Source organism: Shouchella oshimensis, from assembly GCF_004375095.1.
Taxonomy (GTDB): Bacteria; Bacillota; Bacilli; order Bacillales; family Bacillaceae_D; genus Shouchella; species Shouchella oshimensis.
The window spans coordinates 459,988-475,389 of record NZ_SNUX01000003.1 but is presented as its reverse complement, the minus strand read 5'-3'; the positions used below and the strand labels follow the sequence as shown (position 1 = coordinate 475,389).

Genomic DNA, 15,402 nt, shown 5'->3' with positions numbered 1-15,402 from the left:
TGAATAGATGAAAAATTTAAAATTAATCTAGGGGGTATTATGAAGGATATAATTTATTTAGACGTAGATTTAATGAATTCAATGCTAGCTCAGTTAGAGAATGGTTTAAAAACATCTTATTCGACTGAAGACTCACAAAGTCGTGAAGAGTCCGCCACGTCAAGATCTGGCGAGGAGATTAGTTCAGGTTTAGATGCTAAAGTCTCTATTTCGACCGGAATATTTCCAGGCGGATCTGCCCAAATAGGAGGGAAATTAGGTGGTAAAGGCAGCGAACAAAATAGTGAGACTGAATCACTAACAGAGGGACAAAAGGATATACTTAATAAGCAGTTTCATGATGCTGCCCTAGATAACCTACTGAAGCTATTAGAAGAAGAAAATAAACTTACAAAAGCGCAAAATGCCTCTGAAGGATCACTACTCTTAAGTAGCGAATCTTTTAGGTTTTATGATTTTAATTTAATTAGTAACAGTGTTAATCCTGAGCTATTTAAACAAGTAGCTTTAGGAGAAATTTTTATGCACGACATAAGTTATGAGGAAGCAAAAAAACTAGTCAAAAAACAAAAACCAACATCTACAGAAAGAGAAAAAATGAATATTGCTAATAAGGTAGTCGCAAAACACGAGGAAATGCACAACGTTGTTAAATTATTTGAACAATTAAAGGTTATTAACACTTACTCCAATAATTTGCTACCCAATTTAGTAATTATAAAGACTTCCGATAAAAAAATTGGGCTGTTAAAAGAATCTAACCTGCGTCAATCGACAGCTTCACTTGCATTTAGAACAGATACGACTAGAAAAGCAAAATTTCTTGTTAGGGTTATTGGAAAAAAAAGAGAAGTTTACGATGGAATAAAGGATTTCCCTAATTTAGATGAAACAGACTTAGATAGATTGCCTACTTTTATATTGGATATTTTATTAGGTTCATTCAAAATTATAGAGAAAAATGATTTAGTGGTTTCTCCAATAGCTATTTTCTACGAATAAACGATAAGTCTTTTTTTACAGCTTTTTTTCTATGCTCAAATTCTTCAGATCTTTTATGCATGGATTCTTGAATTCTCGATCGTCTTTTCTCATTTATTTTTTTTCTTTTTGAATAATCAGCTGTTTGATTTTTGAGAAGAGAAGCTGCATCATCAAAAATTCTTCTGACCATTTTTATTCCTCCTTAAGCTGTTTGGTATAGTGTATTCAAAGAATTAACAATTAGTCAATTATATATGACTACTTAATTTCATTTTACATCTTTAGGAGCTATTTTAAACTGCCTATTTTCTGCCATACTTTCACCCCGCCGAAGCGGGGCTTTTTTATGCCAACTGATTAACTCTTGTTCTCACTTGGTTATACTGCGCTTGTGAAATACCTAACGATTTCCTACGCGCCTCATGTCCGTTACCATGTTTGCCTGCTATCACTTCACGCGCCATTTGATCGACAGAATTAACGGAACTCTTTGTTACACCACCTGCACGACGGTTTACCTCAGCTCTTACTTTATCGTATTCGGCAGCAGAAATGCCCAGCGAACGTCTGCGGTTATCATGACCATTACCATGTTGATTGTTGATGACTTCCGTAGTCATTTGAGCAATGCTCTTTTTTGGCTTAGATGGCGCTGGTTTTGATGATCCTACACCTGATTTCCGGTTAACTTCCGCGCGCACCTTCTCGTATTCGACTGCGCTGATTCCTAATGACTTACGACGGTTGTCGTGCCCGTTACCATGCTTTTGAGCAATTACTTCATCCGCCATTTGAGCGATGGATTTCTTCGATGGCTTAGGAGCAGGTTTATTCTCAACGATAATTCCACCTGTTTTGGTATCGTTAGGAATCGTCACTTCTCCACCTAAATAAGCAATCGCCCCCTTAGCAATTGCCTCGCCTTGCGCTTTCAGTTTGTCATCATCACGCATAACAGCCACATCGTGGCGAGAGTCCATGAAACCACCTTCTGTAAGGATTGCAGGCATTTTTGTCTCTCTGGTAATGTGCAGATTCGCCTTTTTAACCCCACGATCACGCAATCCCATTGCTTTAACATATAGAGGGTGTACAGCCGCTGCTAACCTTTCAGCGTCTGGGTGACTGCCATTCTGAGTAAACGTTTCAATACCAGTTTCTGCATCTCTCCATGTAGTGCCCATAGCGTTATGATGGACAGAGATGTAAATATCAGCGCCCCATGAATTGGCGCGGTCTGTACGTGTTTTTAGCGGCACATCTGTTTTACCCGTCGGATCATCTAAGCGAAATACCTCATGACCTGACGCTCTAAGGACAGCAATTGCTTCAATGACTACCTTATTGTTAAAGTTCCATTCGTATTCACCCGCTGGCGTTCTTTTACCTGCCGTCGATCCACTACCTCCGTGTCCTGCACACATTGCAACTTTAGCCATAATTACTCATCTCCCTTTTCATTTTCTAATGGTCCTTGTCTATCAAATCCTCTAAGCTTTTCCTGAATAACAGGCGGTACTTTCAAACCTAACTTCGCGGCATTCTCTGTAATGGACAAGATTTCGTTGACCATATAAAAAAGCACAGTCGCTGTAGCAACCATGCCATTTAAATCAAGAATTCTATCTATAATGTTTGCCACGATGATGATTCCAAATATAGCAATTTTACGTGCATACCCAAACATAGCGTTACGACTACGTAAATCTTTATCTTTCCAAGCTTTTAAAACCCCTGTTAGTACATCTATTAACATTAAAACAATTAGTAGATCAAGCCATTTTACATTACCAAATAAATAAAGCCTTGCTACCTCCAACGTCTCTAAATTTAAAAATAGCGAAATGTTCTCCATAAAAAAACTCCTTATATTGAAATAAAATACTTGCACCTCCGATAATAATATTTGGAGGTGCTTTGATGATCTTTAAGAAAAAGAAAAAACCAATCGAAAACTTTATTGAATTACGTCGTATAGCTAAAACATCTGACAATTTGTTCAAAAGTGGTTTACAAAAAATTTTAGATAAAGGTACTCAAATTGGCACAAAGGAAATCAAAGAGTTTGCATACGTGGTGAGGTACTTAGGTTACAAAAATACCTCATCACTAATTAAAGAACTACCGAGCACTTCAATTGATTCTTTACTCGATTTGTTACCAAGTCTAAAAGAAAAATACAAATCTTTTATAAGTCATTACTTAGCTTTTATTACTTTAGTAATAGCCATTACAGCACCAATACTTCCATTTCAGGAATTACAAATGGAAATTGCTGGCCTGTTTTTTGTTTTTTTTCTTACAATGACGTACGTCGGTCTATCAACAGATAGTAAACATAAAACTATAAGAATTCAGCTTATCTTATTAGAAAAGTTGCTTGAAACAGAAACTAAAAAGAGGCTCAAAAATTGAGCCTTTAATTTACTCTCCAGGTTCTAAACGTGCCACAAGCTTTTTACGGGCTAAGTCTGCGAGTGCTGTAAATCCTTGCGCGTTAAAATATTCCTCTGTTGTCACCGCCACACGCCCATTCGCATTAATATCACCGACCGGATCAGTTACACTAAAACGCAAGCGTACAACGTCAACATCTTCCTCTTGATTGTAAGTAAAATCAACACCGGACACGCGCAAATCTAACTTTTCTACTTCAAACATTATTCTTCATCTCCCTTTTCTAATTGGTCGTACAAGTAATCATAGATCTCGGATTCAACGCCTCCAAATTCCTTTTCTTCTAAATCCACAAAAATGGTTTGCAGTGTTTCGAGAGTACCTTGATATGCCGTTCCTTCAATTGCAAGAGGCATTTCCTTTTCAAATTCCAATAAATCTTCTTGCAACGCTTGATAGTCCTTAATTCTGTAATTTTCATTTTCTATGATCGCCTCACCCCTCTCATCTTTCTCGGCATGTTCCTCTAACAGCTCTTTACGCTCCTTGTTGTAGCGCTCGATCCGTTCTTGTATCAAGGTTAGGATACGGCGGCGCTCCCTAGATTTTTTTCGCACCAAAATAAGCCCATGTAAAAATTCATGCGCCTTTGCTAACTTATTCACTTCGATCACTAATTTCATGTTATCGCTCCTTTAGTTTTTCGATTTCTCTTTTCAAGAGTTGGTTTTCAATTTCTAGCAAACCTACATTGTCTTTCAGTTCATCAACTTCCGTTTGCACTACTTTTAAGACCATATCCTGCATTTTTACTTTAGCGAGGATACCAGTGTTAAAGTTACCTGTGTTTAGAGACAACTGACTTCCTTGTCCAAGAAACTCTTGTGGCAATTCTTCCGCGATCACACCGTAAGTTTTGTGGTTAAACAAGGTGCCGTCATCATTTTTATAATTATAGGAGTAGAGTCGGACTCCATCAATGAGATTAGCAAAGTGTTCAACGTTTAATTCTTCAATGTTGGCTTTTACTTCCCTTGTCGATATCTGATGCTGTTCAAAGGTGTGTAAGTGATTTATCCAAGACTCCCATATTCTATGAGTTCCAGTGCCTATCGATCCCCATCCCGATGTATCAGGTCTTAAAGAGGGTCCAGGTCCTGATTTACCAGATGCATTTGCCCATCCCATCACCCAATACCTTCCGCTACTTTGATTTCGCATTGGGTTAAATCTAAACTCGTTTGACCGAAATTCAATTGGTCTTGTTGAATCAATAAAAGTATGACCTGTGCTATAAATCGAAAATGTGTCGTTATTGTTTGCTCCGATATAACCCATGTTGCTACCGCTGGGATCAAAAAACCTTACAACTGCTGGGTCGCTACCGATGCCGCCAACATTTTGTACATTAATTAAAATGCGGCGGCGGTTATTGCTATCAAAAGCCGAAAAGCCCTCTCGATTCATACGAATAACACCAGTGCCACTGGCAATGATGTTTACACTGGACGCATCAATCGTCCCTGCAGTGATTTTATTAGCTGTTAAACTAACAATCTTACCGTCCGTGATTGTGGCGTTAGCTATTTTTGCGTTGTCAATTGCACCGTTTGCTATCTTTGCATTCTGAATAGCACCATCAGCTATATATGCATTTGAGATGATAGCCTGTTGTAGATTCGCTCTTGTAATCGCCGCATTAGCTATAGCCGCATTGCCGGCCGTGATGCTATTAGCTGTCATGTGGTTGGCGGTGATAGAACCGTCTACAATCATTTCCGTGTCTGCACGTCTTACTAGGGATGGATCTTGGAAATGATGGTTAAATGACGACCCTTCATTTAAAACTGTTAATGTTGCCTCTAAATAATAGGCATCCTTAGGAACAGTGGCATTATGGACAAGTTTTGTATAAACAAAACCCGGCGGTTTATGTGTTTCGCTATGACTCCATCCAACATGGGCACCTGCTCTATTGGTGTATCTAAATCTCAAACGAATACTGTTCCAAGGACTAGAATTGCTAGGTCTTGCATAAATAGAAAAAGAATATTGTTCCCCTTCTTTTACTCTCAGCATTTTTTGTCCACCTAGATATATTCTTGATTCCTCATTTTGTGTTGTTCCTAGAGTCAAAACTCGCCCATTGTTCATCGCTGTACTTCCAGCGTCTGCCATAGACCAATTACCAGCATGTATAAAATGAAGTTTTATATCTTCCATTTCAGAATCTCTAATGAGATTAGAAAAATTCCCTATTTGTAACAATCTAGTATCTATCTTCACTTGCTCCGGTGTAATATTAATCGCCGAAATGATGCCATCTTTTTCAACTCTCAATCCGATTTGGTTAGACATCACATCTATTCGACCTTCTGAAGTGGACATACGACCACTTAGATTATCGACTTCTTTTTGTGTAGCTAGTAATGTAATGGCTTCGGAAGTCTGTTCTATAGCCGTCTCAGCCTTAGAGATACGACCTAAGGAAGTATTGTCTATAGAAGCATCCCAAGAAACACCACTTGGAACAGAAGTGCTAAAACCTTGATTAGAGAAGACCTCAAGCATCGAGGGTGAATTTGAACCACCTTCATTATAGGAAGAAATAGCAAATCCATTGTGGTTATCACGAATTCTAAGATAAAAGTCAACAATAACTCTTCCAGAAGCGTTCTGAATCAATACCGCTTTAAAATCATTGACCCCTATGTTTCTCTTTGAATCCCTTAGAGCCATTTCTACTAGTGGATTACCAGACCCAATAGCCATTTGCTGTTTAACACGTAGGAACAATAAACCATAATCACCAACAGCACCTGAATGATTACCACCATTAAATTCAAAAGTGGCATATTTTTGATGGTATTGCGCCCTTAGCTCAACTCTCGCAAAACGAGTCCATTGACCACCAAAATTACTACTAGTGCTAGAAGTGCTGTAGCCTTCTCTACTTATTTTGCCTTTGAGGTCATTTGAAATCTCTGTGATTCTTGTCTGAAAGGTTGAATCTGTTAACTCAAGGGTACCAACTCTAGACGTAATAGAACCAAGATTATCTTCTGTTGTTGTTACTCGACCTGAAATGCCCTCTAAAGTTGCATCTAAAGAAGTTTGACGTTTCACATAATCAACAGATGATGGCGACCATGAACTTGCAACTGTTCCTTTTTCAAGCTGGAATTTTCTTGCTCTAAAAGTTTGATTTGCATTACCTCGCATTTCAATTCTTAACATAGAGCCAGTTGCGTTTTGATGTAGTTTAAAAGTAAATGATACCGTTACCCACTTATCCCTTTCAATGTCATTCGGGATTGGGAAATTCTCACTGCCCCACCCACCATTTCTATAGGAAAAAGATCTAAATGCAGGTAGCGTGCCAGTAAATGCAGAAGGTATATAAATCTCCATACTGAAAGTGTAATACTGATTAAGTTCTAGCCCCTGCAGATCGTTTGTTGCTGTAGCGCCCATCTGAGCGTATCTATCTGTAGTAGAGGCATCTGATGACGTATACTCAACCCACTGCTCTCTTTCATTAGCACTAATTCTATTTCTTGTGTGTATGTTATTGAGTCTTGGTTGTTCTTTCTCACCACTAGAAGTATCGAGCATATTTTTACCACTACCAGACCCACGAACACCCGTCACTAGTTCAGTTACTGACGTACTAAAACCATCTAAAGTATTGCTAAACTCCGCTTGTCTATCTGTTATACTAGTTAAATCTGATGTAATATCTGACACACTGCCAGTAATCCCTTCTAGCGTTAAATCAAGGCTGGCTTGTCTTTCTCTGTAGACTTCGCTATCAACTTTTTCATCTAAGGATTTTTCGATCTCTTGAATAGACGTAGAAAACCCATCCGCTGTGAACTTTAAATCTGCCGTGATTTCTCTAAGATTAACCACGTCACCTGTTAAATTGTCTACCGTTCCCGATGTTTGTTTTAAATCAAACTCAATACCTTCAACAGAAGCGCCAATTTCAAGCATTCGCTTATCGTAAACGGTCTGATCTACCTTATCACCTAGTAGATTCTCCACCTCTCCCTTGGATATCAGACCATTAAAACGACCATCAATCATTTCAAACTGCTCTGTAAAATGCTCTTCAATGTCTGTTAGCCCTTCGCCAATTCTGCCAATGTCTTCTTTAAGCTGCTTTTCTTTCTCAACTAATTCTTTTCTGTTAGCATCAACGTCATCATGTACGCTTTTTAGCTCTTCGGACAGCTCATTGTATGCATGGGCTATTTCTTGATCGCTGTACACCTTTGCTCTGTTGTGAATCCGATCTAAGGCATCTTGTTGTATTTGATCAAAGTTGATACCATCCTTACCAATTATGTCAGCCTCTTTGTTTAGCTCACGCAATCGCTCTGCAAGTTCCTCGCCAAATAAAAGGTCATCCGTCATAACACGCACTGTACTTGCCGATACCTCAGCGGTGTAATTTGACGCCCTGTCATGATAATTGATGGCACGTGCTCTAAAGTAATAGGTCGTGTTTGTCTCACCTTTCAGGTTATAGCCATTGAGTGGACCTCTATAGACCATCGTTTCTGGTGACGGCAAAAATCCCTTTACCTGACTGGCAAAGAGTTCATAATGTTGGATGTAATACTCCATAAAATTAAAATCCCAAAACACTTGGATGATTTGAAATCCACCCGTTGCCTCAATACCTGCAGGCACTTCAGGCACAATGTCTGGGTAGCTATTACGATCAAAAGGTTTTGCTGGTTGCTCCCACTTGCCACGGTTGTCGTTTATTTCACGCACAACGTTGTCTAGGCGGTCGTCATAGTCATGAGCGCTTAAAAATTGGCCAATCTCGACGACTGCGGTTGTGTCAATGTCTAGTAGATCGTACTCAATCGCAATTACGCGAGCTTGGATTTCGATTGGTCGAGCAAAGTTACGATCAATGGCACGAGCTGTATCGCCAAGACTCACCTTTTCATGCTCATACCCTGCTAAACTTTCAAGTAGATGCACGGACAGCTTATAGTTAATCTCCGGTTTATTAACCTTTAGCAACTGTTCCCATGTGGCTTTTAAGACTTCCTCTGGTTCGTCATAATTTCCATTCTGCCAAATGCCCTCACGATGCAACAGTTTATCGCCGTGTCTACGACCATATTTTTGTAACGCCTGTGGATCACCTACCCACCGTTGACCTTTTGGCTTGTCTACGGGATCACCTGCCGACTTACGCCACTCAACATCTGCAAAATCAATATAGCTCGTATAACCACCAGTATGATCGCCCTCGTCGTCTTCTATCGGCAACGATGCACCACGGCCGTATATAGCTGTAACCGGATAAGACATGACTGTGCGCTGTATCTCAGCTACGTTGTGCTCAATGTCAAACCGCTTGCCGTTGTCGATGCCTCTACGTGCTAAAATGCGGATTTCACGAGCTGTAATGCGGTTCCCGTTAAACTCTACAACGTCCTTAAACTCGCCGCCCCAAACCTCTAAGATGCGCCAGATAGAGTCGATTGCTGAGAGATAGAAAAAGTTAGTAGTCGCTACACTTAAGTCAGTTTCAACGGTTCCTGTCCAACGCGTTCCTTCGAGAGCTGCCGTTAATGCTCGTTGTGCGTTTGTCTCAATAAACCGCCGTTCTACAACCGTTTTTTCGCTTAACTCCATAAAAGCAGGCTCACAGATAGCAATTGTTTCAGGACCATCTAATCCGTCAGCATCATCAATTTCTTTAATAACATAAAGGCGTAACTCACCCTCTTTGTCGCGAAACACAACTTGGTTTTCTTCTAAGACATGAGCAGCTTTTTCAGATTCTGCGTCCATTGTAAAAGTAAATGGCTGTGATGGAAGTTGGTTAAGCTCCTCTCGAAAGACAGCCGATATCAAACCAGTTTCTTCCGATAGCGCTGTTAGTAATTCGTCATGCTGACTAAAAATATAAATTTCCGCCAATACATTTCCTCCTTTCTCTAATAATAAGTTTCCGTATAACTGACCGTCGTTACATGACTAGCCCTCAATCGGTTCGCTCCTGGTTGTAACATAAACCAACGACTATCGAGCGATAACAGAGCCATGCGGGGTTGTCCATTGAGCTTAATTAAGCGTTTGGCATGCTCAATTTCTAACCGGTCGTTTACTTGGAACGCGTGATTTAGCGTGATCTTCTCGCCTTGATCGTTCTCAAAAACAAAGGATGAGGCGTTGTTTTTAAATATGGTAAGAGTTGACCAAGAACTAGCCAACTGGCCCGCGTTCAGTAAATTGCTAAAAGATGTTTGAATTTCCCTAGATTGCGTGTCTCCAAAACGATAACCTTCAGGCATGTAAAAGCTTATAACGCCCTTTGCATACTTATATTTCTCTTCTAATACCATTCCGTTGTAATAAGCAAGATAGTACCGATTTGGCGTATCTAAAAAAACGAGCTTTTTAGGCTCGTCATGAACTAACCAATTGGATAATTCGTGTTTAAGAAGCTCTATTCTTTTCTCACTCCTTATAACAACTGGCACATCTAAATGTAAAGCAGAGAGTCGTTTCCCTTTCACCCTCTCTCCACCTTTTAGCTTAGTATCAGTGATATATTCAAGCGGCGCTGTGGGTGGGCGAAACAAATCCATACTTACTCGCAAGTAGTCTTTACTGGTGCCGTTAAACCTCACTACTTACCACCTCGATTTCTGCCTAAGCGAAATTTATCTCTGTCCTGTAGCCTTGAAATATCATCAACTATTTCACTTGCAATTTGTTTGCTTCCGACGTACAAGTTAATCGCAACAGGTATTTTTGAGTCCTCTTCGCCTGTTGGATTAAAGCCATTTACAGCAGCTACCGTATTCGGAACAGAGTTTCTAAAATGGACTGGTATAGAAGTAGCTAGACCACTTGCAAGACCTTTTATATCGTTCATAACCGCACTAACTTCTGGTAACTCCGGTTTCATCCACTCCGCAGCTTGTTCCATCTTTCCAATAGTAGCGCTTTTTTCTTTGTCGATACCAATACCAAAACCACGCATTAACATGACACCGACTTCATCCCGCATCCAGCGTGACGGGGAAAAGATACCAAGTGCACCAGTGATTTTTTCTTTAATACCATCCGTTATCTCAGTAACCTTATTCCACACTTTTTTCGCCATACTTCCTATACCTCTAATTAGACCAGCAATGATGTCTTTACCGATCGAGAACAGGTTAACGTTAGCGAGAAATCTTTGCGCTGTGTTCCAAATGTTTTGTATGGTGTTCTTTGCATCGTTCATACGCTCTCTAATTGCGCTTTTAATATCGTTAAATTTCCTTATTACAGTTGCCAATATGCTGGCTATTACACTAATGAAAAAGCTCCTAATTTGGTTCCAAATGCTTATGATTAGCATTAATGCTTCTCTCATCTTGTCTCGGACTGCATTCTTAATTTCTAGAAACTTCGTAATGGTCCATCTAAGCACAGCTGCTAATGCTTCGTTGAAGTTCTTTTTAATATTCTCCCAAGTAGTTGAGATCCACGATTTTGCTTCTTCCATCTTTTGAACGATTGAATCTTTAATATGGTTGAATATATTTACTGCCGTCTGCCAAATAGCTGTCCATACTCCAGTAACGTACGTTTTAAAGGTATCCCAGATTAGAGATACATTAGCAATTGCCGTTTGGATAATGACCGTTATGTTCTCTGTTAATGCTCTCCAGATAATGCTCGCATTTTCTTTGATGTTCTCCCAAATCGCAGATAAATGCTCTTTAAAACCTTCCATATCACCTGTCACAAGATCAATTAAAAGTAGAATCGGTCCAAGAATAACGTTTTTAATCAATTCCCAAGCCGCAGCCGCAGCAGTTTGTATGTTTGTCCATACCGTCGAGAACATCGTCGTAATGTTATTCCAGTACTCCATTGCATTTGCTGAAACTGTCTCCCATAACCCAACAAAGAACTCAATTAATGGCGCGAATAACGTCGTGACTAATGCAACAACTTCATTCCACTTTGTTGTAATCGTATCCCAAATTGATACAGCAACCTCGACAATACCATCCCAAAGCCCAACAAAAAAATCTGACACCGTTTGCCAGATTGATTTAAACCATTCAATTGTGCTTGTCCATACAGCTTTTATACTATCCCATATACTTGTAGCACTTTCTGAAACGTCAATCCACAGATTAGAAAAGAAAGCAGTAACACTCGACCATGTATCTTTAACCCAATCCACGGCCGCCGACCAAACGCTCTTGATAGCTTCCCATGCAACCACTGCATAAAGCTTAATCTTGTTCCAAAGATCTTGGAAAAATGCTGAGATAGGTTCCCAATATTGATAAATCAATATAGCAGCCGCCACGATCGCAACCGCAAGTAATACAAAAGGATTTTTAAACATCGTTAAATTAAGTGCTTTCATCGCTTTATCAAGCAATTTCACTATAAAAACTGCACTATTCCAAGTAGCTACAGCTGTGTATACTGTTCCCATACCAATAGCTATCGCAGACAATAAAGGAATCCATGGTTCCATTGTTTTATAAATTTCTTTTGCTTTATCTACTACGATAGGTATCATTTCTGCTGCAGTTTTTAACGCTTTTTCAAAAGCTTTACCAAATTCCGATACCATCGTTCTCATATCAGGTAAACCATTATTAGTTAGCATTTCGTCAAGGTTTTGAATAATGCTAGTCACACCGCGAGCAACTGCCGCTCTCATATTATCGAAAGATCCACTCCACGAGGCACCAGCTTCTTTTGCGGCTCCTTTAATTCCAGCAAAGTTTTCAGTGCCGTTTGCGATAGCATCGTTCATAACGTTCATAAAACTTTCTGCATCTAACTTACCTTTGCTCATTTGATCGGCAACTTCTTCAACAGACTGACCTGTAGCATCCGCATAAATTTGCATCGCCGGAATACCCGCTTCGGTCAAACGATTCATTGTGTCCATCTGGACTTTACCTTTGGCGTACATTTGAGATAAAGCGGTTGAAACACTAGCGAATGATTCATTACTACCGTCGCCGTAGAAAGCAACAGCATCGCCCCACGCCGCTATAGATTCCGTGGCTTGGTCAACCCCCATGTTACTTGTCACAAACCCCTGTACCGCAGATGCAGCAACATCTAATCCGTAGGCTGTTCCAGTAACAATATCGTTTGTGGTATCAAGGACTTCATTCGCCTTCTCACTTGAGCCTGTCATTGTCGTCATAACTCGCTCAAACTGCTCCATTGTATCTATACGGCCGAAGGCACGGTCAATCGAATCTTTAACCAAACCAATTGCTTTTGCACCTAAAGCAACTAACCCAAGCGCTGTAACTATTTTGCCTATCCCTATAGCTCCTTTTTCACCTGATCCTTGTAGGCCAGACAATTTACCGTCTATATCAGCTACACCTTTTGCAACGCTACCATCGTCAAGCATGATATCAATAACAACCTTACCGTCTGCCACTTGTCAACCTCCCTTCAAAGGGCACAAAAAAAGAACCCTCGAAAGGATTCTTTTAACCTAGAAGCTCAAGCTTCTTCTTATTAAATTCATCTTCACTGATAATTCCATCATCTAAAAGCTTCTTGAATTCCCTAATCTCATTAGCTGATGTAGAGATAACAATGGATTCTTCTTTCTGTTTTTCTAATTCTTCTTTTTTAGGATGAGCTTTGAATGCTTCAAGCTTACCAACAATAGGTTTCACTTCTGCTTCTACTGTATAAACTTCTTCTGTATCGACATTCATAAAAGCGAACACAAAACGTGTGCCTTTTTTCTTAATGGCTCCAACTGCCCCACCCAGTAGTGTTCCAATGCCCGGCGCAAAGATTGTTCCTATTGCAGCTCCAGTTAATGCCTTTGCACCACTCACCTCTTCATAAGGTCGTTCCGAAACTCCTAAATAATAGTAATTTTCTTTCCTTATAGTTACAATGCCTTCTTCTTCAGTTTCCCAAACCGTATACGTTTCTTTCTTCTTTTTTCCAACTTGCCCATTTTTAACATATAAATCGAAACGTTTCTGAGTAAAAAAATTTTTGATCCCCATCCTTCATCATCCTTCCGTTCACCCATATACGAATATTATATAAAGGATGATTCGCTTATTACAATACAATCTGGTAATTTTATCTATTCTTCTTTCAACTCATAAGCTTTTTTCAATTCACTCATGCGTTGGCGTTCTTTCTCTGTTCCTTTACCTTTTGGCAGTTCAGAAGTCCGTATCTGAATGACTTCTTTGAATTTGGTATCGTTTCGTAATCCGCTTAATAAGGCTTTAAATTTGTTCCAATGCATCTTCCCCTGTTGCTCAAACAGGTCAATTCCATAATCCTGCATAAAGGAGGCGTAGATGTACTCAGCGTCTTGTGAGAGCGAATACACCTTAGCACTCTCGCTCTCTGGCATCGGATTTCCTTGCCTGTCTAGGGATGGCTTTAATTCCTTTTGTGCAACTGCCTTTTCGAATATTTGATGGAACACTTTTGATTTAGTCGATAAGTCCAGTTCTAATGAGGTACCGATCAACATTTCAAGTCCAGTTTCTACTTTTATATCGTCGTCAAGCTCCGTATCTCCAATCATATCAATCAGTCGGATGATGTTGTCAAAGCTCATGTCTAATTTATACGATTGTTCACCGATCTCTATTTCATCGGTTAGGCTGTAAGCAAGAGAGAACAAGATGCCTCACCTACTTCTTTTTGTTTTGATACTTCTTAGCGCGCTCTTTCTGAGTCTTGCCGATCAATTCGCCTCGTTTAGTAAGCTCTGCCTCTAAGTGGTTCCGCAATTCTACGAAAATACGCATCATTTCTAATACCGATGGTGCTAATTCGTAAATTTTCTCAAACGCTCCCTCACCTAAATACATATCAAAACCGATTTTCAAGTGCTTGTTTATCTCATCTGAGTCCGTTTGATCATCCATGCTTTTTAGAGTCTTAAGGACTTCCTCTGCTTGTTTACTTTCCTCTTTAATAAACTTGTCCGAGTAATCATATTTAAACTGTAGGTCGCCGATCTCGACGTCGATTTCAGGTTTTTTAAGTTCAATTTTAATAGCCATGTGGTTTCCTCCAAGGTAAGAGGGCAAAGCCCCCTATTATTAGTCTTCGATTAGTAACATTTGCGTTTCGGTTTCGTCTTCTGATCCTTCTTCCGTAACCTCTGGGGTGCGATCAAAAGAAATTAAGCAGCTAAACGCTCCATATTCGGTTGCCTCGCCACCAGATGCTACGATATTAGCAACGGTTGCTCGTCCAATAGCAGTGTCTCCATGTGCTTCTACTTTTTTCATCATGATTTTTCTGTCTTGACCGGGCTTACGCTTTAATCCAGCAATAAATTTCATGGCTGGGTCAGAGTGGTCATAGGTCCCTTCAAAGTTGTACGCTTCTTTCACTGACATTACATCGGTTTCAGGAGTTCCATCCCCATCGTAATAGCCCATGTCTTCTGTATTTTCGTCTGAATCATCGGTTACACTCGAAATCCATCGTGCTAGTTCCATCCACTCAGGCTCGCCACCATTACGTGGCATAGGAGCTACAAAGTAGGATGTCAGGGCGTTCTTTTGACGAGCGAAGAATTGTAAATTGTATTCTAATCGTTGTTTAAGTGGTTTCATGTAACTCACTCCTTTTAATGTATAAATCAGCTCGAAATTGAGCGACATAAAAATAATGGTTCCCATCCTTACCAACTACGTTTGGATCACCGGCCACTGTAATTCCATTAAACTCGTAAGAGTTATTTTGACTTGGAATATCCTTTATGTTGTCGAGAAAGTCAGTGATTCTTAGTAGTGTCTGATAGGCTTCTAGCTGCTGCTCATGCTTCGTCATCACTTGGAACATATAACCTTGATCATAAGTCCCGTCATAATAGACTGCGCGGTTATTAGATGGCATGACGGAAACGGCGATACTGTTTCCTTGTAATGTGACCGGGGAAGAGACCATTGCATAATAATCCTGCTTATTCAGCACATCGAGTAGAAGCCTTTCTAAAAAATCCAT

At 39.9% G+C, this 15,402-nt stretch carries 15 protein-coding genes; 2 read left to right on the top strand and 13 right to left on the bottom strand.

What is annotated here, in order from left to right:
- Positions 1 to 39: 39 nt before the first annotated feature.
- The gene (locus E2L03_RS13250; protein WP_134259378.1) at positions 40 to 1,002 is read left to right on the top strand and encodes a DUF6414 family protein; all 963 of its coding nucleotides are present in this window, start codon (positions 40 to 42) and stop codon (positions 1,000 to 1,002) included.
- On the opposite strand, the gene E2L03_RS13245 is transcribed toward E2L03_RS13250, so the two are convergent.
- The 3 genes from E2L03_RS13245 to E2L03_RS13235 all read right to left on the bottom strand — a co-directional run bounded on the left by E2L03_RS13245 (position 986) and on the right by E2L03_RS13235 (position 2,839).
- Positions 986 to 1,174 (bottom strand): hypothetical protein, encoded by a 189-nt coding sequence (locus E2L03_RS13245; RefSeq protein ID WP_134259377.1) that lies wholly within the window; start codon positions 1,172 to 1,174, stop codon positions 986 to 988. The two genes, E2L03_RS13250 and E2L03_RS13245, sit on opposite strands and share 17 nt — an antisense overlap.
- 154 nt (positions 1,175 to 1,328) lie before the next feature.
- Entirely contained in the window at positions 1,329 to 2,423 is a 1,095-nt protein-coding gene (locus E2L03_RS13240; protein WP_134259376.1) for an N-acetylmuramoyl-L-alanine amidase, read from the bottom strand.
- 2 nt (positions 2,424 to 2,425) lie between these two features.
- Positions 2,426 to 2,839, bottom strand: a complete 414-nt coding sequence (locus E2L03_RS13235) for a phage holin family protein (RefSeq protein WP_134259375.1) — start codon at positions 2,837 to 2,839, stop codon at positions 2,426 to 2,428.
- Positions 2,840 to 2,904: 65 nt separating this feature from the next.
- On the opposite strand from E2L03_RS13235, the gene E2L03_RS13230 reads away from it, so the two are divergent.
- Positions 2,905 to 3,399: a hypothetical protein gene (locus E2L03_RS13230; protein ID WP_134259374.1), complete on the top strand. Its 495-nt coding sequence runs from the start codon at positions 2,905 to 2,907 to the stop codon at positions 3,397 to 3,399.
- Between the two features lie 9 nt (positions 3,400 to 3,408).
- Here E2L03_RS13230 and E2L03_RS13225 read toward each other — a convergent pair whose 3' ends face one another.
- The 10 genes from E2L03_RS13225 to E2L03_RS13180 form a co-directional block, all read right to left on the bottom strand.
- Positions 3,409 to 3,645 (bottom strand): hypothetical protein, encoded by a 237-nt coding sequence (locus E2L03_RS13225; protein WP_134259373.1) that lies wholly within the window; start codon positions 3,643 to 3,645, stop codon positions 3,409 to 3,411.
- Positions 3,645 to 4,064, bottom strand: coding sequence for a hypothetical protein (locus E2L03_RS13220; RefSeq protein ID WP_134259372.1), 420 nt, complete (start codon positions 4,062 to 4,064; stop codon positions 3,645 to 3,647). The genes E2L03_RS13225 and E2L03_RS13220 overlap by 1 nt, the downstream gene beginning before the upstream one ends.
- A gap of 1 nt (position 4,065) precedes the next feature.
- Positions 4,066 to 9,333, bottom strand: coding sequence for a phage tail spike protein (locus tag E2L03_RS13215; protein ID WP_134259371.1), 5,268 nt, complete (start codon positions 9,331 to 9,333; stop codon positions 4,066 to 4,068).
- Between the two features lie 17 nt (positions 9,334 to 9,350).
- Entirely contained in the window at positions 9,351 to 10,046 is a 696-nt protein-coding gene (locus tag E2L03_RS13210; protein ID WP_134259370.1) for a distal tail protein Dit, read from the bottom strand.
- The gene (locus E2L03_RS13205) at positions 10,046 to 12,838 is read right to left on the bottom strand and encodes a phage tail protein (RefSeq protein WP_134259369.1); all 2,793 of its coding nucleotides are present in this window, start codon (positions 12,836 to 12,838) and stop codon (positions 10,046 to 10,048) included. The genes E2L03_RS13210 and E2L03_RS13205 overlap by 1 nt, the downstream gene beginning before the upstream one ends.
- A gap of 52 nt (positions 12,839 to 12,890) precedes the next feature.
- Positions 12,891 to 13,427, bottom strand: a complete 537-nt coding sequence (locus tag E2L03_RS13200; protein WP_134259368.1) for an SHOCT domain-containing protein — start codon at positions 13,425 to 13,427, stop codon at positions 12,891 to 12,893.
- 83 nt (positions 13,428 to 13,510) lie between these two features.
- Positions 13,511 to 14,065, bottom strand: a complete 555-nt coding sequence (locus E2L03_RS13195) for a Gp15 family bacteriophage protein (RefSeq protein ID WP_134259367.1) — start codon at positions 14,063 to 14,065, stop codon at positions 13,511 to 13,513.
- Positions 14,066 to 14,075: 10 nt separating this feature from the next.
- Entirely contained in the window at positions 14,076 to 14,450 is a 375-nt protein-coding gene (locus E2L03_RS13190; protein WP_134259366.1) for a hypothetical protein, read from the bottom strand.
- Positions 14,451 to 14,489: 39 nt separating this feature from the next.
- A complete protein-coding gene (locus tag E2L03_RS13185; protein WP_095150004.1) occupies positions 14,490 to 15,011 on the bottom strand; it encodes a phage tail tube protein in 522 nt (173 codons plus the stop codon).
- Positions 14,998 to 15,402: a phage tail terminator protein gene (locus E2L03_RS13180; protein WP_166740308.1), complete on the bottom strand. Its 405-nt coding sequence runs from the start codon at positions 15,400 to 15,402 to the stop codon at positions 14,998 to 15,000. Before E2L03_RS13180 ends, E2L03_RS13185 begins: the two co-directional genes overlap by 14 nt.